Raw genomic sequence first — 20,616 nt, 5'->3', positions numbered from 1 at the left:
TCGACGAGGAGGACGTTGTTGCCCACCTCCAGCGCGGTTGCGCCGCCGGTCCCACCGTCGGGAATCAGATCGTCAGGGTTCGACGGGAGGGTAATACTGGAGTGTGGGATCGGCTGTTTCGAGCCGTCTGTCGCCAGAATGAGTCGCTTGTTGGTGACGATGAGTCGACAGGAGCGCCACTTCGGGTCGGTCACCGTGTCACCGTCGCGGACGACGTACTGGAAGTCCCCCGACGTGTCGACTAGCTTGCGTTCGTCACCACTCATAGCCGCTGGTACTACAGATTTGACGCCGGAGAATAAATAAGTACCAGCACCGTTCTCACAGCGCGACAAGCAAGCCGCCGACGACCCCGAACCCACCGAACACCGTACAGACCGCCCAGAACGGGACCTGCCGGACCAGCCGGACCAGCGCGTCGACGGTGAGGTAGCCGACGAGGGCGCTCACGACGAGCGCGACAACGGCCGGCAGCGGGTCGATTGCGGGGACACCATCGTCAACGAGAACCAGGACGTTGGCAGCGAGCGCGGCCGGAATCGACAGTAGAAATGAGAGTCGAAGTGACGACTCACCCTCGTGGCCCCTGAGCAACAGCGCACTCACCGTCGTCCCAGACCGGGAGACTCCGGGGAGGATGGCCAGCCCCTGCAACACCCCGACTAGAACAGCGTCGAACCCGTCCGGAATCTCACGCTCGCCCAGCGACAGCGCCGCAGCGAACCGCTGGAGGAGACCAGTGATGACGAGTAGGCCGCCGACTAGCGCCAGAAAGAGCCCGCCCTCTAGCTCCGAAACAGCCGCGTCGAGGACCATATACGCGGGGAGGCCGGTGACAGCGGTTGCCGCCGTCGCGATGACAATAAACGAGAGGTCCGCCGTCTCGTCGGCGAACGGGCGACGCGAGAGTTGCCGTATCGAATGGAGGATGGTTCGGACCTCGGTGCGATAGTAGGCCGTGGCCGCAACCGCCGTCCCGGCGTGGAGAAAGAGTGCGAGGCGGGTCGAAGCGGCGGGTGAGACGCCTGTGACCACCGTCGACGCGAGGGCGACACCGCCCTCGCTGGAGACCGGAATCCACTCCAGTATCCCTTGCAGCAGGCCCAGCAGAATAGCGACGAGAATCGGGTTCATACCCACGGAGCGGACGCCGCGGGACAAAGGCCGTTCGGTTCGGGCCGTCGACGTGGCAGTATATATAGCGCCGGTGTCCAAACGGGGGTATGCAACTGGGAAGTGGGGTAGTAGACCTGCTGTCGGGGCTGCCGGCCTGGCAGGGGTTTCTGGTACTCGTCGGCAGCGGGGTCGCGCTCGCGCTGGTCATCCGTGTCCTCGGTGACCGGCTGATCAGACGGGTCACCCCACACATTGAGGGCGACGTCGACGACATCGTGTTCCGTGGGATTCACACCGCTGCGTACATCTCGATCGGCCTCGGCGGCGCATACGCCGGCGCGCAGATTTACGATATTCGGCCGGCCATCGCCGTCTCGCTTGAGGCCGGGACGCTCTCGTTGGTCGTCATCGTCTGGATGGTGACGCTGCTTCGCATTGGCCGGCAGGCGTCCGCCATCGCGACAGATTCAGCGTACATCGACCGCCAGATGGTCCCCATCCTCCAGAACGTCTGGAGCGCGCTCATCTCGGGCGGCGGGGTTCTGCTCCTGTTGGTTCTGTGGGACATCGACGTGACGCCGCTGCTGGCCTCAGCGGGGATTATGGGCATCATTGTCGGCCTAGCGGCCCGGGACACGCTGGCGAACTTTTTCGGGTCGCTATCGTTGTATCTCGACGGGACGTACGCAGTCGGCGACTTCGTCGTCCTCGAAAGCGGCGAACGCGGCCGCGTCGAGGACATCTCTGTCCGCTCGACAGTCATCCGCACCCGCGACGACATTCTCGTCACAGTTCCGAATTCGAAGCTCAATAGCGCTGCTATCGTCAACGAGTCGACGCCGCGACGCAAGCGCCGGATTCGGGTCCCTGTCGGCGTCGCCTACGGGACGGACATCGACAAAGTCGAGAATATCCTGCTGGAACTAGCCGAAGCCGAGGACCTCGTGCAGGACCGCCCGAACCCGCGGGTCCGGTTCCGAGAGTTCGGCGACTCAGCGCTGAAGTTTGAACTGCTGTGCTGGGTCAGCAACCCGGCCCTGACAGCTCGTGCAACCCACGAACTCAACAGCGCGATTTACAAACGGTTCCGGGCCGATAACATCGATATCCCGTTCCCCCAGCGGTCCATCTCCATCTCGGCCGAGGAGATTCCGGGCGAGCTATTCGACCAAGCGCAGTCGAAGAGCAAACCCACAGATGACGGCGGCGTGACCGGTGAGTAAGCGAAAGCAAGGTCACAGGGCCCTCCCCGGCCCAGACGACCGAGAGGTCGAAACGCAATTACGGGGGCGACGCGTCGGCTCAGGCAATGAGTATACTTGAGGACGCCCGTTCGGCGCTTGCCACCGGGCCGCTGTGTGATTCCTGTCTCGGCCGGCTTTTCGCCGACCGGAGCTTCGGGCTGGCCAACGCCGAACGGGGCCACGCCCTTCGGGTGACGCTTGCGCTTGCAGACGACGACCCATTTGAGGAGAGCGAGGACTGCTGGGTCTGTGAAGGAGAGTGTGACCGCTTTGACTGGTGGGCCGAGCAGGCCGCAAGCGCCGTCCGCGGCTACGAATTCGACACCTACCAAGTCGGGACGAAAGTGCCGCCTCTACTCGAAGAAAACGACGAACTGCTCCGGGAGGACGTGGGGCTGGACCCCGACGCCGGAGAGGCGCTGAAGACCGAACTCAACCGCGAAGTCGGCAAGCGAATCGGCGACCTGACCGGCGCGGAGGTGGAGTTTGGCCGTCCAGCAGTCCAGCTCACGCTCGACCTCGCGACGGACGAAGTAGAGACACACGTCAACTCGGCGTTCGTCTACGGCCGCTACCGCAAACTCGAACGCGACATACCCCAGACGAAGTGGCCCTGCAACGACTGCAATGGGACGGGGCTGTGGCAAGGCGAGCCCTGTGACGGCTGTGACGGCAGCGGCTACCGCTACGACGAGAGCGTCGAGCAACTGTCCGCGCCTGTCGTCCGTGAAGCGATGGACGGCGAGGAGGCCGTGTTCCACGGTGCCGGCCGCGAGGACGTCGACGCGCGAATGCTCGACTCGGGCCGTCCGTTCGTCATCGAAGTGATGGAACCGCGCAAACGCGACGTGGACGCCGACGAACTCGAAGCCGACATCAACGATTTCGCCGACGGGAAGGTCGAAGTGACGGACCTCCACCTGGCGACCCACGAAATGGTCGAGCGCGTCAAGGAACTGGACGCCTCCAAGACCTACCGGATGGACGTGGAGTTTGGCGACGCGGTCGACGCCGACGCCCTGCAGGACGCACTAACGGAGCTGGACGGAGCGACCATCCAGCAGGAGACGCCCCAGCGAGTGACCCACCGACGGGCCGACATCACACGGACGCGAGCAGTGTACGACGCCGAAGGCGAACTGACCGACGACCACCACGCCGAACTCCGCATCCACGGGGAAGGCGGCCTGTACGTGAAAGAACTCGTCTCCAGCGATGAGGGCCGCACGGAGCCGAGCCTAGCCGGCCTGCTCGACACCGACGCCGTGGTGACGGCGCTCGACGTAATCGACGTGCAGGGCGAGGACGAACCGTTCGCGACAGACGAGTTCCTCAAAGAGTAGCGCACTGGGCCGCTTCCAACCGGAACCTGTTTTTACACCGGCATCGACGTGCCAGCCATGCGATTTGGCGTTGACGAGGCTGGGAAAGGGCCGGTTCTGGGGTCGATGTTCGCCGCCGCCGTCCGGGTCGACCCTGCGGCCCTGCCCGGCGGGGTCGGCGACTCGAAGGACATCAGGCCGGAGCGACGCGAGCGACTGGCCAAGGAAATCCGCGAATCGGCAGACGCCGTTGGTATTGCTGAAATATCTGTCGAGCGCATCGATGCCGACGAGACGGACATGAACACACTGACTGTCGAAGGGCAGGCAGAGGCCCTATCCGCGGTGGCCCGAGACGGCCTGTCAGGGACGGTCGACGCCGGCGACACCGACGCGGCGCGGTTCGGTCGTCGGGTCGCGGACGCAGTCGACACCGACGTGGCTGTAACCGCGGAACATGGAGCCGACGAGACGGACTCGCTAGTCGGTGCGGCCTCAATTATTGCGAAGGTGGCCCGCGACACCCATGTCGCAGAGCTGGCAGCGGAGTACGGCGACGTGGGGTCAGGCTATCCCAGTGACCCGACAACGCGGACCTTCCTAGCGGACTACGTTGACCGACACGGCGAATTGCCGGCGTGTGCCCGCCGGTCGTGGTCGACGTGTGACGACGTACTGGCGGCGGCATCACAGTCAACGCTCAGTGACTTTTGAGCGTCGTGAACTCGGGAGAAAGCGACCGACGGTGTCAGTCTTCGTCCAGCACGAGACTCCGGAGGATATCACCGTAGGCCGGGCGCGTCACGAGCACGCCGACCAGCACGCCGACGATGGTGATGATGGCGAACCCGGAGAGGTCGCCAAGCGAGAGGACCATCAGCGGACTCATCGCGACGATGGTCGTCGCCGCGGCCGCGCCGATGACCCAGAACGCCTTGCGGAAGCGGCTCTGGAACACGCGGCCCGTTTCAACTTTCCCCTGCTGGAGGATCTCGTCGGCGATAATGATGAGGTCGTCCACCCCCGTCCCGATGACTGCGATAAACCCGGCCAGATGCGAGAGGTTCAGCGGATACTGGACGAAGGCAACGAATCCGAGGAGGATGAACACCTCCGACAGCGCCGTGACGATCATCGGGAGGGCGACCTCGGGACGCCCGTACCGGAGATACACCACCAGGCTCACCGCGATGACGGCGAGAATGCCCGTCAGGAGGGAGCGCTGCTGGAACTCCTGAGCGAGCGCAGACGAAAGCGTCTGACTTTCGGCGCTGTCAAAGTCAAGCGGGGCCGGTAGCCGACCGGCCTTGAGTGCGAGTTCCAGCTCGGTCGCTTCAGACATATTGCTGGTCTGCATGATGAACTGCGGATTGTTGGCGAACTCACCGTTCCGATAGGACTGTCCCAGCCCCGGGTCGACACCACCGATGAACACCGGCTCGCCGTTCAGTGTCGTCACCAGGCAGTCTGCCTGTGAGTTCTGGAGGTTCTCGTGGTCGTAGTCCGAGTCGCGGCAGGTCGACCCGCTCCCGAAGCCGGCCTCGACCATGTCGTTCGCGTAGCGCTCGGCCACGCTTTGTTTGACAGTCACCGGGACGTGCGTTCCCTGCGTTTCGCTTCGCTGTGCTGCCCCGATACCCGCGAAGTCGCCCTGTGAGAGGACTTGCTCACGGACGTAGGAGCCGTTCTCAGTATTGTCGTGGACAGCGTACACGCGGACGACACCACGCTCTTCGAGCAGGCCGATGAGCTCTTCGCGCCCCCTGTCCGGGGCTGTGACGCTGATGAAGCTCCGACCACCCGGCGAGCTGACTTGCTGCACCGAACCCCCTGTCAGCGCCGATTCGCGCAGTTTGTCGTTGATGACCGACACCATGTTCTCTCTGGTGTCCCGGGTCACGCCGGGACGGACCTCACTCGGTTCGTACCCCTCGGCTTCGAGTGCGGATTCGACCTCTCCGGTGGTGACGTTGTTCGAGAACACCTCGACGGTCTCAGTCTGGTTCGAAACGCGCACGTCAATCGGGTCGAGACCCAACCGGTCCGCCGTCGCTTGTGCCAAGTCGGCCTCGTCTGCGGGTGCAACATCGACACCTTCAGCGGTAGTGCCAACGATCGGGGCCTGAATACGCGTCCCGCCGCTGAGCTGAATCCCGTACTGGAGGTTCGTCGACTGGTTCGCGGCCCCAGCTCCTTCAGTATCCGAGGTCCCTGGCGGAACGCCGGGGATGAACAGCGCGACGGCGCTGAGTAGCAACAGCGTGACCAGCGCAACGACGCGCCAGTTTTCCTTGAGTGTGCTCATCGGTTGACCCCCTCATACTTGTACCAGCGAAGCAACGTGACGTTAAGCATGTAGGTGTTCATCAGGTCAGCAGCCAAGCCCACGACGAGAACGAACCCGATAGAAGCCATCAGTTCGATACCGAATATCGTCGCCGAAATCGCCATCACCGCCATCGCCGCCATCGACGTCAGCGTCATCGTCACACCGGTCCGCATCGCGCGGTACGTCGACTCGTAGAACCCGCCAGACCGCCGGAGGACGTGGTTGTTCAACAGGATATCGGAGTCCACACTGTAACCGATGAGCATCAGCAACGCGGCGACGGTCCCCAGCGAGAGCTTGATTCCGAGCAGGTTCATTACCGCGAGCGGGATGACAAGGTCCGAAAACGCCGACAGAACGACTGCGATGCTCGGTACGACCGACCGGAACATCGCAAAGACAAGCAAACTCATCCCGAGGAAGGCGACACCGATGCCGACGACCGCTAGCCGCTGGTTCTCCTGACCGAATATCGGCGACGTGGTCCCGCTACCGAGGAACTCCATCTGATCGCTCGAACGCGCGGTTTCCTCGATTGGCTCCAGATTCGACGAATCAAACGTGATGATATACCGGTTCTCACCCTCGACCTGTTGGACGGAAACCACGGGTTCGTCGAACGTATTGTCCCTGAGCTCCGCCTGTGAGAGAGACGACTCGACGGTGAGTTCCGAACCGCCCGTGAAGTCGATGCTCGGAGACACCGGCGCACCGGTGACCAGATACCAGCCACCGAGCACCGCAAGCGCCAGACCGAGCACCACCAGCGGAACCGCCACCAGTTGGCGGTTCGAATACTGGGTGTAATCGACTTCCGGGACCTCGAACTCGAACATGACCGAACGATGTGAGACGGGCCCGAATAAGCCTTCTCAATCACTGCCGCTGACATCCGTTGTGGCGCACATCTATGCCAGTATATCACGTATATCCACCCATGTCCGAGCACGCAATCAGGGTCGAACTCTCGTATCCGGCGGACCTCAGCGGGTGGGGTCGGGACAAAGTCGACGGGTCGCCGTTCCGCGCGTACCTCCGGAAGACACACGACACCGCCGCGCCGGGCGACGTGTGGACAGAGTTTGTCGGCGTTGGCTGCTGTGGCGACACGCTGGACTTCCCGCTCCAGGTCGAATCCGTCGAGGGCGGGTCCGCGGTGACCGAAGACACCGAGTTCGTGTACACCGAGCGCGAGGCGTGTGGCATCGCCGGTGGCTGGCAGGTCCAGAGCGCCGCGGGCCCGACCGAATAAGAAGTCGAGGCGAGTGAGAGAACGCGTCAGTCCGGCAAGTAGCGCACGCTGACAACGCCCGCTGCGGTCCGAACCTCGACACGGTCGACGCCGAGCCTGGCCGCCCGCGAGAGGGTCGCCTCGTCCTCGACGACATCCGTTGCGGCCTCGGTCGTCTCGTCTTCCGGAACCGTGAGGACGTGTACCTCGCCCTCACCAGCGCGTTCGACCGTCGTTAGCTCGCCGGGGGCCTGCTCGGCCGCGATTTCGGTCGTCTGGGTCGTCGGCGCGAGGTCGACCGTCTCGACGGGAATTGTGCGCCGCTCGGCGACCTCGGTGACGGTGTAGGTGACCTCCATTGGCGGCTCCGGTTCGACTGTTCCCTCCACTACTTCGCCGGCCTCAACGCCGGGATTGTCAGACAGTGTCAGCACCTGTGAGTCTGCGACGTTCCGAAGCGTCGCCGACCCGTCGTCGGCGTTCGTGACAAGAAATGTCCCTTCAATCGCTGTCATGGACACACGTTCGTGGCGGGCGTTCTTGCCCGTTTCGACCCGGTAACGGGCTGGAGTGGTATGCCGTAAGAGTGGACAGCCGTGGACTGGCGGTGCTACTTCAACAGTCGGTGAGTCAGATATATCCCCAGCGTCGCGAGCATCGGCGGGACGACGCCGGCAATCGGCGGCAACGAGTAGAAGAAGCCGACGACAGCGCTCTGTGTCGGCTCTCGAAGCTCCGCCGGAGCGGAGGTCAACAGCGCGAGGTATATCGACCCGATGAATATGAACGCCGAAAGGGCGAGGGCGCGGTCGTAGGCGACCGAGGATGCGGTCCGTCGATGGCGGCGCGCGACGGAGAGCACTGGAGCCAGCAGCGGCGCGACGAGCAACAGTCCAACGAACAGGAAGAAGCTCCGGGAGAAGGTGAACGTCCCACCGCGGACGCTGCCGGTTTCGGCGAGTTGCGTTATCAGCCCGAACGAGAACACGAGCGTAATCGCCACGGACAGCAACAACGCGACCGGAACGTAAGCTTTGAACAGCAACGAGTCAGTGGCCCGGAACGCGTACGGGAATGCGCCGGGGAGCCCGTTGTACGGTTCGGGCTTGTCGTCGGCGTCGGCTGTGACGGACTGCTCTGCCGTCGCGTCTGTCATACCTGATGCTTAGGCAAGCGCGTGGTTAAGCGCGGTGTTGTCTGGCCAGCGGTGACAACGGAGCCACGTCTGCTGCCATGCCGTCCGGGAGTTGTTTGTACCCGCCCATCGACACCCCCAGTATGCACGTCGATATCGGAGCCGCGCTTGCCAGTGCCGCCGACCCGGGCGTCGATCGTGCGACGCTTGACGACTTGGACAAGCAGGTGGCTGTGGCCCACGAGCGAATCGAGCAGGGTCGAAACAAGGGCGAGTTCGGCTACGCCTCGCTGAACCTCCCCGAAGCAACCGATGCCGAGACCATCCACGACGCCGTCGCGCCGGTGGCCGACGCCGAATCGGTCATCACCGTCGGCATCGGTGGCTCCGCGCTGGGAGCGAAAACCATCACAGAGGCGCTGGCTGAGGACCCGGGCAGTCACGTCGTGCTGGACAACGTCGACCCGGAGCACGTCCGGCGGACGCTCGATGGCCTCTCACTCGCCGACACGGCCATCAACGTCGTCTCGCGTTCGGGGACGACGGCGGAGACGCTGGCAAACTTCCTCGTCGTCCGCGAGGCCTACGAGGACCGCGGCGTCGACTGGACCGAGCGAATCGTCGTCACGACGGGCGAGTCCGGCCCGCTCCGGGCGCTCGCCGATCAGCACGACCTGCCGACGCTGCCGGTCCCCGAGGGCGTTCCGGGCCGCTTCAGCGCGCTGTCGGCGGTCGGACTCGTCCCGCCAGCCATCCTCGGCATCGACATCGAGGGGCTGCTTGCCGGCGGTCAGAAGGCGGCTGACGACCTCGCGCCGTCGCTGTATGACTCGCCGGCCTACGCCTACGGCGCGATGGCCTACGCGCTGGAAGAAGCGGGCGCGACGGTCAACGCCGTCATGCCCTACGCCGAGCGCCTGGAGTCCTTCGGCGAGTGGTTCGCACAGCTCTGGGCCGAGAGCCTGGGTAAGGACGGGCGAGGCCAGACGCCGGCGCGGGCGCTTGGCGCGACCGACCAGCACTCTCAGCTCCAGCTGTACCGCGCCGGCCACCGCGACAAGGTCGTCACGTTCGTCCGACCGCGCGAGCGTGCCGACGTGTCGATTCCCGACCCGGACCACGAAGACCTGTCGTATCTCGCCGGAACTGACCTCGGCGGCCTCATTGACGCCGAGTACGAGGCGACGGTGGCGAGCCTGCCGGCGGCTGACCGGCCGGCACTGGAAGTCGAAATCGACCGTCTCGACGCCGAAAGCGTCGGCGAATTGCTGTACGCGATGGAGGCGGCTTGTGTCCTCGTCGGCGAACTCGCGGACGTGGAGACGTTCACCCAGCCGGCCGTCGAGTGGGGCAAAAACGCCACGCGGGCGCTCATCCGCGGCGAAGCGACGGACGAGACGGCGGTCATCGACGAGCGCGAGCGACTGCGTATCGGCGAAACGGAGTCCCTTTAGGCCGGCGCAACGGACTGCCGATAATGGACGATACCGCCGCGAACTGGGGTGTTCTCGCCGCTGGCCTCGGTCTCGTCGTACTCGTCGCCACAGAAACCGGCATCGCTGGCTGGATGACACCGGCGACGACTGTCGGCCCGGTCACCGCCCGACAGGTCGCCGCCGCCGGCTTCGTCGTCGCCGCGCTCGCCTTCTCGCTTGTTCGTCACGGCGCACTCGACGGCAGACAGGCGGGTCTGGGCGCAGCAGGCGCGAGCATCGTCACAACCCTCGCCACGCTCGTCGCCTTCTTCGGGCCGGAGTTCCGTGCTGGCGTTGCGGCGACCGTCGGCATCGCGGTCTATCTCACAGTGCTGGCCGGGGGTCTGACGGTTGCGCTGGGCTGGGCGCTGGCGACCGGCATCCCGAACGACCGGCTGTACACGGTCGCCAGAGCGCTCTCGGTCGCAACGGGAATCGGGCTGGCCGGCTTCCTCGTGGGCACGGTGTTCGCCCAGTTCGTCGTTCTCGGGGTCGCGGCCGCAGGGCTTGTCAGCGCCACGGCGCTGGAAGGCGGGACTGTCACCGGCCCCGCGTATGTCACGCTCACTATCGGCATCGGCGTCGGATTCATCGGTTTCGGGGCGGCCGTCGCCAGCCGGCTAGACCGTACTTGGACCGACCTAGACCTGCAGCGCCCCGGTCTCCGTGACATCGGCTACAGCGTCGGCGGCGTCGTCGTCCTCATGGTCGCGCTGTTTGGCTTCAGTTACCTCATTCAGGCGCTCGGGCTCGAAGCGGCCCGGAGCAGCGTCGAGGAACTGGCCCGCGAGGACCCGTCATTCCTGCTCGTGATGGTCCCACTCGCGTTTCTGACTATCGCGCCGAGCGAGGAGTTTATTTACCGGAACCTCATCCAGAAGTACCTCTACGACGATTTCGGTGAATTCCAGGCGATTATACTCACCAGCGCCGTTTTCGGTGTCGTCCACTTCGGACAGTACGCCGCCGGGACGCCGACACAGACCGTCCTCTCGCTACTGCTAGTGTTCGTCCTCTCGACGCTGCTGGGCCTGAGCTATCTCAAGACCGAGAACCTGCTCGTGCCCATCTTTATTCACGGGGCGTTCAACGCAATCCAGTTTCTCACATTGTACATCGAGATTACAGGAAATCCGGCGATCTGAGCTGTCTGACTGCTGTCTGACGGGTGTTTATGCGACCTACTGTTGTATGCGATGACATGGCTCGGCGGTTCACTATCGTCTGTGATGACGACCAAGCGCGGAGTGTCGAAACGCTTGCGCGGCGCTACGGCATCACAGAGGCGGAAGTGCTGTCGCAGCTAGTCGAGCTCGGGCTCAACGCCCGGGACAAACAGACCGTCTAAGCCGGGTTTTTCCGCGAGAGCGAACTCCCACAGATGGGACAGCGGTCGCGGTTCTCGTCGAACTCGCGGCCACAGCCAGCACACTGGAACAGCCACTCCCGCTGTTCGGAGATCCCCTCACGGGCGATAACTTCGACCGCCACATCGAGTTTCTCCGCGACGTTTTGCATCGCGTAATCGTCCGTGACGAGGCGGCTGTCGAGTTCGAACGCGGCCGCAATCAGCCGGATATCGGTTGCCGAGAGCTCCGCAAGATCACCGGTCTCGCTGGCAGCGCGCTCGATGCGCTCAACAGTGTTGTCCTCGGGAATGTGAAGGTGCATCCCAGAGCCTTCGAGCGCGTCGAAGCGATAGGCGGCCTCGTCCTCCAGTTCTTCTCTGACGAGTGGAATCGTTGCTATCTGCTCGTCGGTGTGATACTCGTTGATAAATGCCGAGGAGTCAAGAACGTACATCTAGCGTTTAACGATCATGTGGTCTTTCACTGCCTTGACCCGCTCAACCGGGACAAGCAGGCGGCCCTGGTCGCTGTACTCGAAGTTTGTGTTACGGAGCGACTCCGCGGGGTCGATAACGAGGTTGTGCAGCGCGCCCGAGGAGAAGTCCATCGTGATGTTGTAGAGACTGCCGATCTCCGCGCCATCAGTCCCCATCACGTCTTTCCCCGACAGGTTTTCTGCGAGTATTGCAGCCATACCCCCTTGTTCCGAACGAGGTTACATAAACGCCACGGGGATATCCGACGAAAGAACGATGGTCGCCGACAGCGACAGTCACGGATAGAAACGCTGGGTAAGCAAGTGTTGAGAGTCCCAGTGGAGTCGTTCTGTGACCGGGATCGCACAGTCACAGTAGGCAGCAGCCCTAAGCGGCAGGCATCCTACGAGTACGCATGGACCGGAACAGGCGTCAGTTTCTCGGCGCGCTCACGGCCGTCGTTACCGGGACTATCGCGGGCTGCAGTGGTGGCGACAGCGGTGAATCATCCCCAACAGCGACGGCCACCGCTACGCAAGTATCAGCCCGTACTGCGACAGCAACGCCGACTGATTCGGTGACGACGTCGACGGAGACCGCAACCCCAACCGAAACACCAACACCGACTGAGACTGCCACTTCGACCGAAACGCCGGCCTCCACTGGAACGTCGGTGGACGCCGAACAGGAGGTCGCCGTCGCGCCGGGAAGCTTCAGTTTCGCCCCGGAAACGTTCGAGGTCCCCGCTGGAAGCACCGTGCTGTGGGTCTGGGAGGCCGGCGGCCACAACGTCAAATCGACCGCGACGCCGGAAGGCAGCGACTGGACGGGGACGCCCGGAGACGACGGAAAGACGTACAGTTCCGGCTACGAGTACGCCTACACGTTTGAGGTCCCCGGAGAGTACGAGTACCACTGCGTCCCTCACCAGAGCATCGGCATGACAGGGTCGTTCACTGTAACCGAGTGACGCCCGCTTAGCCCCACGTTCGGTTGCGTGCGTTTGATGACGACGAACTTAACTGCCACCGACGACTCGGTTCTGACAACTTCTGGAGCCATCTATGTCTGACACGGACCCCACAACAGCCACCGACGACACCCTGCGGACGCCCATCGTCGCCGTTCTGGGCCACGTCGACCACGGGAAGACGAGCCTGCTCGACAAGATCCGCGGTTCGGCCGTCACCGCCGGCGAATCGGGCGCGATTACACAGCACATCGGCGCGACAGCCGTCCCGCTTGACGTGATTTCCGAGATTGCTGGTGACCTAGTCGACCCGACGGACTTCGACCTGCCCGGCCTGCTGTTCATTGACACGCCGGGCCACCACTCCTTCTCGACGCTCCGTTCCCGCGGTGGCGCGCTCGCCGACATCGCCATCCTCGTCGTCGATGTCAACGACGGCTTCCAGCCCCAGACGCTGGAGGCCATCGACATCCTCAAGCGAACCCAGACGCCGTTTATCGTCGCCGCAAACAAGATTGACACCGTCCCCGGCTGGAACCCTAACGAGGGGCAACCGGTCCAGCAGACGATGGACGCACAGTCCGACCGCGTGCAGACCGACCTCAACGAGAAGCTGTACGAGATTATCGGCGAACTCTCGGACAACGGCTTCTCCGCGGATATGTACTGGCGCGTCCAGAACTTCCAGGCCAACATCGGCGTCGTGCCGGTCTCGGCCGAAACGAGCGAGGGCATCCCTGACCTGCTGACGGTGATGATGGGGCTGTCCCAGCGCTACATGAAAGAGGAGATGGAAATCGACACCAGCGGTCCCGGTGTTGGGACTGTCCTCGAAGTGAAAGACACCCAGGGGTTCGGGACGACGCTCGACGCCATCATCTACGACGGGACCATCCGCAACGACGATACCATCGTCGTCGGCGGGCTGCAAGGGCCGATCATCACTGACGTGCGTGCGCTGCTTCGGCCACGCCCGCTCGAAGAGATCCGGACCGAACAGGAGTTCGAGCAGGTCGACGAGGTCGCCGCCGCCGACGGTGTCAAAATCGCCGCGCCGGAACTCGGCGATGCGATGGCCGGCGCGCCGATCCGCGTCATCCGCGACCGCGACCGAAGCGAGGTCATCGCCGAGGTGGAGGAGGAACTCGCCGAAATCGAAGTGACGACACAGGAAGAAGGGGTCGTCATCAAGGCCGACACGCTCGGGTCGCTGGAGGCCCTCTCCAGTACGCTCGAAGAGGAAGAAATCCCGGTGATGCGGGCCGAGGTCGGCGCGGTCGCACCGCGGGACGTGCGAGTCGCCGAAACGGCCGGCGAGTCGACCAATCAGGCGATTCTGGCGTTCAGCGTCGACGTGCTCGACGACGCGCGGGACCTCGCCGAACAGGAGGACGTGAAACTGTTCGAGGACGACGTCATCTACCAGCTCGTCGAGTCCTACGACGACCACGTCACCGCCATCGAGGAGGCCCAGCAGGAGCAGATTCTGGAGAACATCACCCGCCCGGCGAAGTTCCGGATTCTGCAGGACCACACCTTCCGCCAGTCCGACCCAGCCGTCGTCGGCGTCGAAATCCTCTCCGGTGAACTCCGTCGGAACGTCAACGTCGTCAGGTGGGAGAACGGCGAGGCGAACCGCGTCGGGACCCTCAAAACGATTCAGGACGAGGGCGAAGACGTCGACTCGGCTCGCGCCGGCGAGCGCATGGCCGTCTCGATTCAGGGGCCGACCGTCGGCCGCCAAGTCGAGGAAGGCGACGACCTCTGGGTCGAAATCCCCGAAAAGCACGCAAAGATTCTCGAACAGGAACTCAAGGAAGACATCTCCGTCGACGAGCGCGAGGCGCTGTCGATGTATCTGGAGAAACACCGGAACCGCGACCCCTTCTGGGGCAAATAGGCGGTACTCGGTGCGCTGTTTGCGCGAGTAATAATATTTAATTAGGAGGCGTGTCTCCATACAGACACGAATGCCTGGGTCCCTGTCGATGCCTGACCTCGTGCTTGCCAGCATCGCCCTCTCGATGCTACTGGCGTCGCTCGGTGCCGTGGTTACTTCGCTTAGTTTCATCACGGCGCTGAGTGCCGGCAGCCTCCCAGCGACCGGCTCCATCGGCTACGCGCTGTTTTATGACCCGCCGGTCACCAGCGGCGGTCACGACTGATAGCAACGACTACGCGTCACCACGACTGTGCTGCAGAAAACTGAGAGCAGCGACTGTTACTGCGCTGTCGGCGACGTGTCGTCGCCCATCACTTGCTTGACCTGCAGAGCGGCGGAGGCGGCGATGCCCTGCGCGAGGTCGTCGCGCTCGGCATCGGAGATGCTCGCGCTTTCCGGGTCTTCCGGCGTGTAGTCAGCGCTGACGACCGACCCGACCGGAGGCTGGACTGCAATTGTGGCCCGTGGGCCCGTCGTGCTGTTACTGATTTCCGAGCCGACGACGAACTCGCCGGGCAGGAGTTCGCGGGTCCGGGCGGCGACGCTCGAGAGGTCCCGGCGGAGGTTCTCGCGCTGTTCCGCGGTCAGCGTCACTTCTTCCGTCTCCCCACCAAACGACGTATTACCGTACATGAACGTTCTCTGTCTCTATGGGGGGGAGCACTAAAAACCCAGTGTCGAGCACAGTTCTGACCGGCACCGTCGGCACACGCACTACACGACGGGGTGGCTCTCGCCGTAGGTGGCGAGAACGACGGCACTGGCGTACTCGGCGTCGTCGGACGCCGATTCAACGTAGACGTTCTCCTCGACGAACTCCCAGTCCCGAAGGTCCCGACCAGCGGCCAGCCCCTCACGGATTTCCATCCGGACCGCATCCTCGCTGGTGCCGTCGACCTCGTAGAAGATACCCGGCCCGTCCTCGCTACGGGCCCAGCCGATGCCCGCCGCGCCGCGTTCACCCGGTGCGACGGTCGCCGAGGACTGGACGACCTCTAGCGCTTCGCCGGGCGGCCCCAGATCCGGCGCTGTCTCAGTCACCTCGATAGTCGGTTCGGCAGGAATGACCGACGAGAGCGAGATGAGGTTGTAGTTGTGGACGCCCGCCTCGGCGAGTGCCGCGTCGTATGCGGCCAGCGCGGTCGGGCCGGTCGCAGTCCCCCATACGACCCGAATGGTACTCATAGGCGAGAGTCGACGGTCCGTGGTGTAAGGGGTTTCGCTTCGTTATGCCGGAACGAGTCCGTAGCACATCCCCGGGCGGTCGGGGTCGCCGTCGACAGCGCGTTCTGTGTAGTAGATGCCATCAGCGGTCACCAGCGGCGCACTCGTCACGTGGCCGTGGTTCTCAATGGTCCAGGCCACCGCACCCGAGTCCCGCTCCAGTGCGTACAGCCGCCCGTTGTAGGACCCGACGAGTACGTGGTCCCGGGTGGCGACGACGCTCCCGATAATCCACCCGCCGGTGTCGTAGCGCCACAGTTCTTCGCCGCTGGCGAGATTGATTGCATACACGCGGTCGTCGTGGCTGCCGACGTAGACGGTGCCGTCGTGGACCGCTGGCGCACACATCACGTCGGCGTCGGCTTCGAAGGTCCACCGTTCCGAACCGTCGGTCACGTCGACGGCAGTGACTGTCTCAGCCCACGACGGCACGATGGCGGTCCCATCAGCAACGGCGATGGGGGCTTTCACGTCGCCGCCAGTGTCGTAGCGCCAGACCTGTTCGAGACCCGGAAACGACCACGCGTAGCAGTAGCCGTCGTTCGAGCCAAACAGCAGGCGGCCGTGCTCGCGGTCCAGTGCCACCGTCGAGTGGGGGTGGTCGGTCGGTCGGCTGTCGCGCCACTGCACGTCGCCGGTCGCGGCGTTGACGGCGACAACGCTCCCGCTCGGAGCCGCGTGCTCGACAGCGACGTACAGCGACCCGTTGTAGTAGGTCGGACTCGCGCCGATGGCATCGCCCAAGTCCGTCCGCCAGCGCCGCCGCCCGGTTCCGAGATCCAGCGCCGACAGCGCGCCGTCGTAGGCCCCGATGTAGACGGTATCGTTGGCGATGGCCGGCGTGCCGTGGCTCCCTCGCGTCGCCTGTGTAATTGTTGTTGCCCACTGGACCTCGCCGTCCGGCGCGATGGCCCGCACGCGGCCGGTGTCGTCGGCCAGAATCAGGTCGCCAGTCGGTGCCAGCGCAGGGCTCCCTTTTGCCGCGGTGTGGTCCCCGCGGTTGGCCGGGAGTTCCCAGGCCCGCTCGACAGCGTCCGGAACGGACGTATCCTGATATCCCTGGTTCAAGAGCCCCTGCCGGAACTGCGTGGCGGCGTGTTCATCGAGCGCCGTCGATGCAAGCGGATTGAACTGTGACTGACACCCCGCGACCGACCCGACTGTTGTCGCTGCGAGCGTCCCCAGAAATGCCCGCCGTGTCCGTCCGCGCTCTGTCACGGGCACCGATACCGGGCGGGGTGGCTTAAATCGCGCGGCGTTATGTGGGTCACAGGCGACCTGTGGAGTCTCGATGCAGGACCGAATGACGGCAGTCCGATCGAGACGGTTACCAGGTCTGCACGATTCGGTGAATGGTTCGTTCAAATCATGCCCCAATTCAGGTTTGTGAGCGAAATCAATCACGCAAAACAGTAGTTCCAAATTAATAAATAATATTACTATAAGATAGTTGTGCCTTCAAATCCTATTTTAGACGCTAAAAAGCCAATAGAAAAGCCTGTGTCATAAACTATAATATTTATCTTCATATTTAATAACCCCCATAATTTATAATCCATGGCTGTTTCGTGAGCGATTGTATGCAAGAGAGTTCAAACCGCACTCGTCGAACGTTCATCAAAAGTGCCGGTGTCATCGGGGCAGCGGCGCTTGCTGGCTGCAGTGGCGGCTCCGATTCGAGCACCGAAGACGGCTCCGGTGGCGATAGTTCCGACGGTGAGAGTTCAGACGGTGCCACAACCGGCACTGGGTCGGAGACGATGGCAGACGAAATCGTGTTCTATAACGCCGGGTCGCTGGAGTTCGACCCCGGAACCGAAGCCAACATTGAACGCTTCGAGGAGGAGACCGGTATCTCCGTGGAAGTCAACGAGGTTCCGTGGAGCAACCTCAAGACCAGTCTGACGACGATTTGGCGGAACCAGGACAGCACCGTCGACGCGTTCAACGGCCCGACCTGGTGGCTGGCTGACTTCGTCAGTTCCGACTGGCTCGAGCCGATCGACCTCGGAAGCGACCACATGAGCAAGTTCCCCGACTCGCTGAACGACCTCGTCCAATTCGACGGCCAGACCTACATGGCTCCCGAATTCGGGAAGTGGGGGAGCTACCTCTACGACCAGCAGTACCTGAACGACCAGGGCTTCGACGCGCCGCCGGACACGTGGGATGAGGTCCTGAGTCAGGGCGAACAGCTATCACAGGGCGACAAATCCGGGTTCGCGTTCACCTGGGCCGGCAAGTCCGTATTCAGTTTCAAGCAGTTCCTCTACCAAGCCGGCGGCCAGCTATTCAACGACAGCTACGAGCCGGTGTTTGTCGAGGAAGGCAAAGAGGTACTGGAGTTCTTCAATGGGCTCCGTGAGCGCGGCATCATGCCTGACGGGATGTCCAGTCTCGGCGAGGGTGGCGTCGGTGACAACTTCATCGCCGGCCAGTACGCGACCGTCGAATCCTGGACGCCGCTTGGAGCCCGCGCAATTGACGAATGGGACGAGAACCGCATCGGCAGCGCCAAGCCACCGAAGGGGCCGGAAAGCCGTGCAACGTTCCAGGACACGAACGGCATCAGCGTCTCTGCGTTCTCCGAGCGGAAGGACGCAGCCAAGGAGTTCGCCCGCTTCATGACGACGCGCGAGTCGTCCAAGAACAACATGCTCGTCGAAGGGAACCCAGCTGTCGTTCCGGAGGTGTACGAAGACGACGAGGTCCAAAGCGAGTACCCGTCCTGGCTGCTCGAAGACATGCGGTTCAACCTCGAAAACGCACAGAGCGAGACGTACATGGCACAGCCACAGGTCGACGACTACCTGAACGAGCAGCTCACGCCGGCACTGCTGGGTAACAAAGACCCCGAAGCGGCACTCAACGACGCCTACAGCAACATCGAGCGTCTCTACCAGGACATCGGCCTGCTCTGAGTGACGCGGGTCAGGATCTATATATTATGTCAATCGAAAAGAGCCCACTGCGTCGCAAACTCGACAAGCTGTTCGTCCCGTTAACCGTTGGGCCGACGCTGCTGTGGATCGCCGCAATAATCGTTTATCCGACCGCAAAACTGTTTCTCAGCAGCTTCCAGTTCCGGAACCCGATAACGAACGAGATGAAGTTCGTCGGCCTCCGGAACTTCCGGCGGCTGATTTTCGCGCGGGAAGGGGGCGAAGCCGCCCTCGGCGTGTTCAGTCCCAGTTTCGTTTCGATTACCACCAATACAGTCATCTACGTCGGTTTCAGCGTCTCTATCTCGTTCCTGCTGGGACTGGGCATCGCGCTGTTGCTCGATAAGGACCTGAAAGGGCGGGGCTGGTTCCGGACGGCGGTCATCGTTCCGTGGATTCTCCCGTACGTGATGAGCGGGCTGATGTGGCGCTGGATGTTCCAGTCCGACTTCGGCGCGATCAACGGCGCGCTCCAGCGACTCGGTGTCATCTCCGGCAACATCCCGTTCCTCTCAGACGGCGCGCTCGCCATGATGGCGCTCATTATCGCCGATGTCTGGGTGTTCACGCCGTTTATCATCATCATCCTGCTCGCGGGCCTGCAGAACGTCCCCGAGCAACTGTACGACGCCGCCGAAGTCGACGGCGCGAGTCGGTGGTCGCGGTTCTGGAACGTCACGTATCCCTTCCTGAAACCGTCGATACTGGTCGCGCTGACTATCCGTATCATCTTCGACATCCGGGCGCTGGATCTGGTCTGGGTGATGACACAGGGCGGCCCTGGGAAGGCGACTGAGGTATGGGCCTCCTGGCTGTACCGGACCGCACAGGTATTCAACGAACCCGGGACCGGCGCTGCACTTGGGGTCGTCCTACTGGCCGTGACCTTCGCCATCGTGGCCAGTCTGTACAAGATATTCGGCGAATCACCCTACGAAGCATGAGCACGAAGAAATCACCACTCAACCGACTACGTCGGTCGCTGGGACTGGAGACACAGAACGAGTGGCCGTCCGTTGCCCGCGAGCGACTGCTGGCTTACGGACTGCTCGCCGTATACGTCCTGATCATCTGGTTCCCGATCTACTACATCTTCATTACGAGCATCAAGCCATCAAGCGAAGTGCTGTCGCTGCCGATCACCTTCCTCCCACAGAGCCCGACGGCACAGAACTACGTGGATATCTTCACGAACCGACCGTTCGACAACTATACAATCAACAGCATGATCGTCGCGACGACGACGACGCTCATCTGTATCACTCTGGGAACGGTCACCGGCTACAGTTTCTCCCGATATGACTTCCTGGGGAACAAGTCGCTGCTGCTGTCGATTGTCGGCGCGCGGATGATTCCACCCATCGCGCTGATCGTCCCGTTTTTCCAGATCATGTCGAACCCGCCGCTCATCGGCGGACTCACCGGGAGCCTGTACGACACGCGGCTCGCGCTCATCCTCACGTACACGTTCTTCAACCTCCCGTTTGCCGTCTGGATAATGAAGAACTACTTCGACGGTATTCCCGAATCATTGGACGAGCAGGCCCGAATCGACGGTTGTTCCCGTTGGGAAGCGTTTGTCAAAATAATCCTGCCGATGGCGAAGCCGGGCATCGCGGCCACTGCTATCCTCGCGTTCATTTTCTCGTGGAACGAGTTTGTCTTCGCGCTCGTTCTCACATCCTCGGAACAGGCCCAGACGCTTCCGATCGCGGTCTCACTGTTCGTAGCTGACGACTTCGTGGACTGGGCGCATCTGGCAGCCGGCGGGATGATTGCCGCGTTACCCGGCATCCTGTTCGGCCTGTTCTTCCAACAGTACATCGTGAGCGGACTCACACAAGGAGCAGTCAAGGAGTAA

The 20,616-nt window shown here is 63.0% G+C and carries 24 protein-coding genes; 13 read left to right on the top strand and 11 right to left on the bottom strand.

All coding sequences use genetic code 11. From position 1 onward, the window contains the following. Window positions 1-266, bottom strand: a 266-nt coding sequence (locus G9463_RS11570) for a CheF family chemotaxis protein (protein WP_240150021.1), incomplete at its 3' end; no start/stop codon positions are given. Between the two features lie 55 nt (window positions 267-321). Then, window positions 322-1,134 (bottom strand): undecaprenyl-diphosphate phosphatase, encoded by an 813-nt coding sequence (locus G9463_RS11565; protein ID WP_127013696.1) that lies wholly within the window; start codon window positions 1,132-1,134, stop codon window positions 322-324. Window positions 1,135-1,223: 89 nt separating this feature from the next. Between G9463_RS11565 and G9463_RS11560 the strand changes: the two genes are divergently transcribed. The 3 genes from G9463_RS11560 (at window position 1,224) to rnhB (ending at window position 4,396) form a co-directional block, all read left to right on the top strand. Beyond that, the gene (locus G9463_RS11560) at window positions 1,224-2,339 is read left to right on the top strand and encodes a mechanosensitive ion channel family protein (RefSeq protein ID WP_165896785.1); all 1,116 of its coding nucleotides are present in this window, start codon (window positions 1,224-1,226) and stop codon (window positions 2,337-2,339) included. A gap of 86 nt (window positions 2,340-2,425) precedes the next feature. Continuing rightward, entirely contained in the window at window positions 2,426-3,703 is a 1,278-nt protein-coding gene (locus tag G9463_RS11555; RefSeq protein ID WP_165896784.1) for a tRNA pseudouridine(54/55) synthase Pus10, read from the top strand. 57 nt (window positions 3,704-3,760) lie between these two features. Beyond that, window positions 3,761-4,396 (top strand): ribonuclease HII, encoded by a 636-nt coding sequence (gene rnhB, locus G9463_RS11550; RefSeq protein ID WP_165896783.1) that lies wholly within the window; start codon window positions 3,761-3,763, stop codon window positions 4,394-4,396. 34 nt (window positions 4,397-4,430) lie between these two features. Here rnhB and G9463_RS11545 read toward each other — a convergent pair whose 3' ends face one another. Both G9463_RS11545 and secF read right to left on the bottom strand, forming a co-directional pair. After that, window positions 4,431-5,987 carry a preprotein translocase subunit SecD gene (locus tag G9463_RS11545; RefSeq protein WP_165896782.1) on the bottom strand — a complete coding sequence of 519 codons (1,557 nt, stop codon included), beginning with the start codon at window positions 5,985-5,987 and terminating at the stop codon, window positions 4,431-4,433. Then, a complete protein-coding gene (gene secF, locus G9463_RS11540) occupies window positions 5,984-6,847 on the bottom strand; it encodes a protein translocase subunit SecF (RefSeq protein ID WP_165896781.1) in 864 nt (287 codons plus the stop codon). Before secF ends, G9463_RS11545 begins: the two co-directional genes overlap by 4 nt. Before the next feature lie 101 nt (window positions 6,848-6,948). Here secF and G9463_RS11535 point away from each other — a divergent pair, with 101 nt between their 5' ends. Next, window positions 6,949-7,263, top strand: coding sequence for a hypothetical protein (locus G9463_RS11535; RefSeq protein ID WP_165896780.1), 315 nt, complete (start codon window positions 6,949-6,951; stop codon window positions 7,261-7,263). A 26-nt stretch (window positions 7,264-7,289) separates the two neighbouring features. Here G9463_RS11535 and G9463_RS11530 read toward each other — a convergent pair whose 3' ends face one another. Both G9463_RS11530 and G9463_RS11525 read right to left on the bottom strand, forming a co-directional pair. Next, the gene (locus G9463_RS11530; RefSeq protein ID WP_165896779.1) at window positions 7,290-7,757 is read right to left on the bottom strand and encodes a DUF5812 family protein; all 468 of its coding nucleotides are present in this window, start codon (window positions 7,755-7,757) and stop codon (window positions 7,290-7,292) included. A 95-nt stretch (window positions 7,758-7,852) separates the two neighbouring features. Beyond that, on the bottom strand, window positions 7,853-8,398 hold the full coding sequence (locus tag G9463_RS11525; protein ID WP_165896778.1) for a hypothetical protein: 546 nt from the start codon (window positions 8,396-8,398) through the stop codon (window positions 7,853-7,855). Window positions 8,399-8,520: 122 nt separating this feature from the next. Here G9463_RS11525 and G9463_RS11520 point away from each other — a divergent pair, with 122 nt between their 5' ends. From G9463_RS11520 to G9463_RS11510, 3 genes are read left to right on the top strand one after another with little or no spacing between them, the layout of a single operon-like run. Further along, complete coding sequence (locus G9463_RS11520) at window positions 8,521-9,831, top strand: glucose-6-phosphate isomerase (protein ID WP_165896777.1); 1,311 nt, start codon at window positions 8,521-8,523, stop codon at window positions 9,829-9,831. A 23-nt stretch (window positions 9,832-9,854) separates the two neighbouring features. Further along, window positions 9,855-10,997, top strand: coding sequence for a CPBP family intramembrane glutamic endopeptidase (locus tag G9463_RS11515; protein ID WP_127013701.1), 1,143 nt, complete (start codon window positions 9,855-9,857; stop codon window positions 10,995-10,997). Window positions 10,998-11,053: 56 nt separating this feature from the next. Next, window positions 11,054-11,200, top strand: a complete 147-nt coding sequence (locus G9463_RS11510) for a CopG family transcriptional regulator (RefSeq protein ID WP_165896776.1) — start codon at window positions 11,054-11,056, stop codon at window positions 11,198-11,200. On the opposite strand, the gene G9463_RS11505 is transcribed toward G9463_RS11510, so the two are convergent. Together G9463_RS11505 and G9463_RS11500 are read right to left on the bottom strand one after the other, a co-directional pair. Beyond that, the gene (locus tag G9463_RS11505) at window positions 11,197-11,655 is read right to left on the bottom strand and encodes an NOB1 family endonuclease (protein ID WP_011224669.1); all 459 of its coding nucleotides are present in this window, start codon (window positions 11,653-11,655) and stop codon (window positions 11,197-11,199) included. The two genes, G9463_RS11510 and G9463_RS11505, sit on opposite strands and share 4 nt — an antisense overlap. Continuing rightward, window positions 11,656-11,895, bottom strand: a complete 240-nt coding sequence (locus G9463_RS11500; protein ID WP_004518435.1) for a PRC-barrel domain-containing protein — start codon at window positions 11,893-11,895, stop codon at window positions 11,656-11,658. Between the two features lie 197 nt (window positions 11,896-12,092). On the opposite strand from G9463_RS11500, the gene G9463_RS11495 reads away from it, so the two are divergent. From G9463_RS11495 to G9463_RS11485, 3 genes are all read left to right on the top strand, one after another. After that, window positions 12,093-12,647: a plastocyanin/azurin family copper-binding protein gene (locus G9463_RS11495; RefSeq protein ID WP_165896775.1), complete on the top strand. Its 555-nt coding sequence runs from the start codon at window positions 12,093-12,095 to the stop codon at window positions 12,645-12,647. 94 nt (window positions 12,648-12,741) lie between these two features. Beyond that, on the top strand, window positions 12,742-14,547 hold the full coding sequence (gene infB, locus G9463_RS11490; protein ID WP_127013703.1) for a translation initiation factor IF-2: 1,806 nt from the start codon (window positions 12,742-12,744) through the stop codon (window positions 14,545-14,547). Window positions 14,548-14,617: 70 nt separating this feature from the next. Continuing rightward, complete coding sequence (locus G9463_RS11485; protein WP_004964457.1) at window positions 14,618-14,812, top strand: hypothetical protein; 195 nt, start codon at window positions 14,618-14,620, stop codon at window positions 14,810-14,812. A gap of 56 nt (window positions 14,813-14,868) precedes the next feature. Here G9463_RS11485 and G9463_RS11480 read toward each other — a convergent pair whose 3' ends face one another. The 3 genes from G9463_RS11480 to G9463_RS11470 form a co-directional block, all read right to left on the bottom strand. Further along, window positions 14,869-15,222 carry a DUF5811 family protein gene (locus G9463_RS11480; RefSeq protein ID WP_004593952.1) on the bottom strand — a complete coding sequence of 118 codons (354 nt, stop codon included), beginning with the start codon at window positions 15,220-15,222 and terminating at the stop codon, window positions 14,869-14,871. An 81-nt stretch (window positions 15,223-15,303) separates the two neighbouring features. Beyond that, on the bottom strand, window positions 15,304-15,774 hold the full coding sequence (locus G9463_RS11475; RefSeq protein ID WP_011224666.1) for a pyruvoyl-dependent arginine decarboxylase: 471 nt from the start codon (window positions 15,772-15,774) through the stop codon (window positions 15,304-15,306). Between the two features lie 42 nt (window positions 15,775-15,816). Beyond that, complete coding sequence (locus tag G9463_RS11470) at window positions 15,817-17,031, bottom strand: PQQ-binding-like beta-propeller repeat protein (protein ID WP_165896774.1); 1,215 nt, start codon at window positions 17,029-17,031, stop codon at window positions 15,817-15,819. 362 nt (window positions 17,032-17,393) lie between these two features. Here G9463_RS11470 and G9463_RS11465 point away from each other — a divergent pair, with 362 nt between their 5' ends. From G9463_RS11465 to G9463_RS11455, 3 genes are read left to right on the top strand one after another with little or no spacing between them, the layout of a single operon-like run. After that, window positions 17,394-18,734 carry a substrate-binding domain-containing protein gene (locus G9463_RS11465; RefSeq protein WP_165896773.1) on the top strand — a complete coding sequence of 447 codons (1,341 nt, stop codon included), beginning with the start codon at window positions 17,394-17,396 and terminating at the stop codon, window positions 18,732-18,734. 26 nt (window positions 18,735-18,760) lie between these two features. Beyond that, window positions 18,761-19,699, top strand: coding sequence for a carbohydrate ABC transporter permease (locus G9463_RS11460; RefSeq protein ID WP_165896772.1), 939 nt, complete (start codon window positions 18,761-18,763; stop codon window positions 19,697-19,699). Beyond that, the gene (locus tag G9463_RS11455; protein WP_004964475.1) at window positions 19,696-20,616 is read left to right on the top strand and encodes a carbohydrate ABC transporter permease; all 921 of its coding nucleotides are present in this window, start codon (window positions 19,696-19,698) and stop codon (window positions 20,614-20,616) included. The genes G9463_RS11460 and G9463_RS11455 overlap by 4 nt, the downstream gene beginning before the upstream one ends.

The organism is Haloarcula sp. JP-Z28, from assembly GCF_011440255.1.
GTDB lineage: Archaea > Halobacteriota > Halobacteria > Halobacteriales > Haloarculaceae > Haloarcula > Haloarcula marismortui.
The sequence above is the reverse complement of the archived record's forward strand: the minus strand, read 5'-3'. Positions and strand labels throughout refer to the sequence as shown.

Excerpts from the sequence above, each read along its gene's own strand:
- G9463_RS11565 (WP_127013696.1), bottom strand. The coding sequence starts at position 1,134 with ATGAACCCGATTCTCGTCGCTATTCTGCTGGGCCTGCTGCAAGGGATA.
- G9463_RS11560 (WP_165896785.1), top strand. The coding sequence starts at position 1,224 with ATGCAACTGGGAAGTGGGGTAGTAGACCTGCTGTCGGGGCTGCCGGCC.
- G9463_RS11555 (WP_165896784.1), top strand. The coding sequence starts at position 2,426 with ATGAGTATACTTGAGGACGCCCGTTCGGCGCTTGCCACCGGGCCGCTG.
- rnhB (WP_165896783.1), top strand. The coding sequence starts at position 3,761 with ATGCGATTTGGCGTTGACGAGGCTGGGAAAGGGCCGGTTCTGGGGTCG.
- G9463_RS11545 (WP_165896782.1), bottom strand. The coding sequence starts at position 5,987 with ATGAGCACACTCAAGGAAAACTGGCGCGTCGTTGCGCTGGTCACGCTG.
- secF (WP_165896781.1), bottom strand. The coding sequence starts at position 6,847 with ATGTTCGAGTTCGAGGTCCCGGAAGTCGATTACACCCAGTATTCGAAC.
- G9463_RS11535 (WP_165896780.1), top strand. The coding sequence starts at position 6,949 with ATGTCCGAGCACGCAATCAGGGTCGAACTCTCGTATCCGGCGGACCTC.
- G9463_RS11530 (WP_165896779.1), bottom strand. The coding sequence starts at position 7,757 with ATGACAGCGATTGAAGGGACATTTCTTGTCACGAACGCCGACGACGGG.
- G9463_RS11525 (WP_165896778.1), bottom strand. The coding sequence starts at position 8,398 with ATGACAGACGCGACGGCAGAGCAGTCCGTCACAGCCGACGCCGACGAC.
- G9463_RS11520 (WP_165896777.1), top strand. The coding sequence starts at position 8,521 with ATGCACGTCGATATCGGAGCCGCGCTTGCCAGTGCCGCCGACCCGGGC.
- G9463_RS11515 (WP_127013701.1), top strand. The coding sequence starts at position 9,855 with ATGGACGATACCGCCGCGAACTGGGGTGTTCTCGCCGCTGGCCTCGGT.
- G9463_RS11510 (WP_165896776.1), top strand. The coding sequence starts at position 11,054 with ATGGCTCGGCGGTTCACTATCGTCTGTGATGACGACCAAGCGCGGAGT.
- G9463_RS11505 (WP_011224669.1), bottom strand. The coding sequence starts at position 11,655 with ATGTACGTTCTTGACTCCTCGGCATTTATCAACGAGTATCACACCGAC.
- G9463_RS11500 (WP_004518435.1), bottom strand. The coding sequence starts at position 11,895 with ATGGCTGCAATACTCGCAGAAAACCTGTCGGGGAAAGACGTGATGGGG.
- G9463_RS11495 (WP_165896775.1), top strand. The coding sequence starts at position 12,093 with ATGGACCGGAACAGGCGTCAGTTTCTCGGCGCGCTCACGGCCGTCGTT.
- infB (WP_127013703.1), top strand. The coding sequence starts at position 12,742 with ATGTCTGACACGGACCCCACAACAGCCACCGACGACACCCTGCGGACG.
- G9463_RS11485 (WP_004964457.1), top strand. The coding sequence starts at position 14,618 with ATGCCTGGGTCCCTGTCGATGCCTGACCTCGTGCTTGCCAGCATCGCC.
- G9463_RS11480 (WP_004593952.1), bottom strand. The coding sequence starts at position 15,222 with ATGTACGGTAATACGTCGTTTGGTGGGGAGACGGAAGAAGTGACGCTG.
- G9463_RS11475 (WP_011224666.1), bottom strand. The coding sequence starts at position 15,774 with ATGAGTACCATTCGGGTCGTATGGGGGACTGCGACCGGCCCGACCGCG.
- G9463_RS11465 (WP_165896773.1), top strand. The coding sequence starts at position 17,394 with ATGCAAGAGAGTTCAAACCGCACTCGTCGAACGTTCATCAAAAGTGCC.
- G9463_RS11460 (WP_165896772.1), top strand. The coding sequence starts at position 18,761 with ATGTCAATCGAAAAGAGCCCACTGCGTCGCAAACTCGACAAGCTGTTC.
- G9463_RS11455 (WP_004964475.1), top strand. The coding sequence starts at position 19,696 with ATGAGCACGAAGAAATCACCACTCAACCGACTACGTCGGTCGCTGGGA.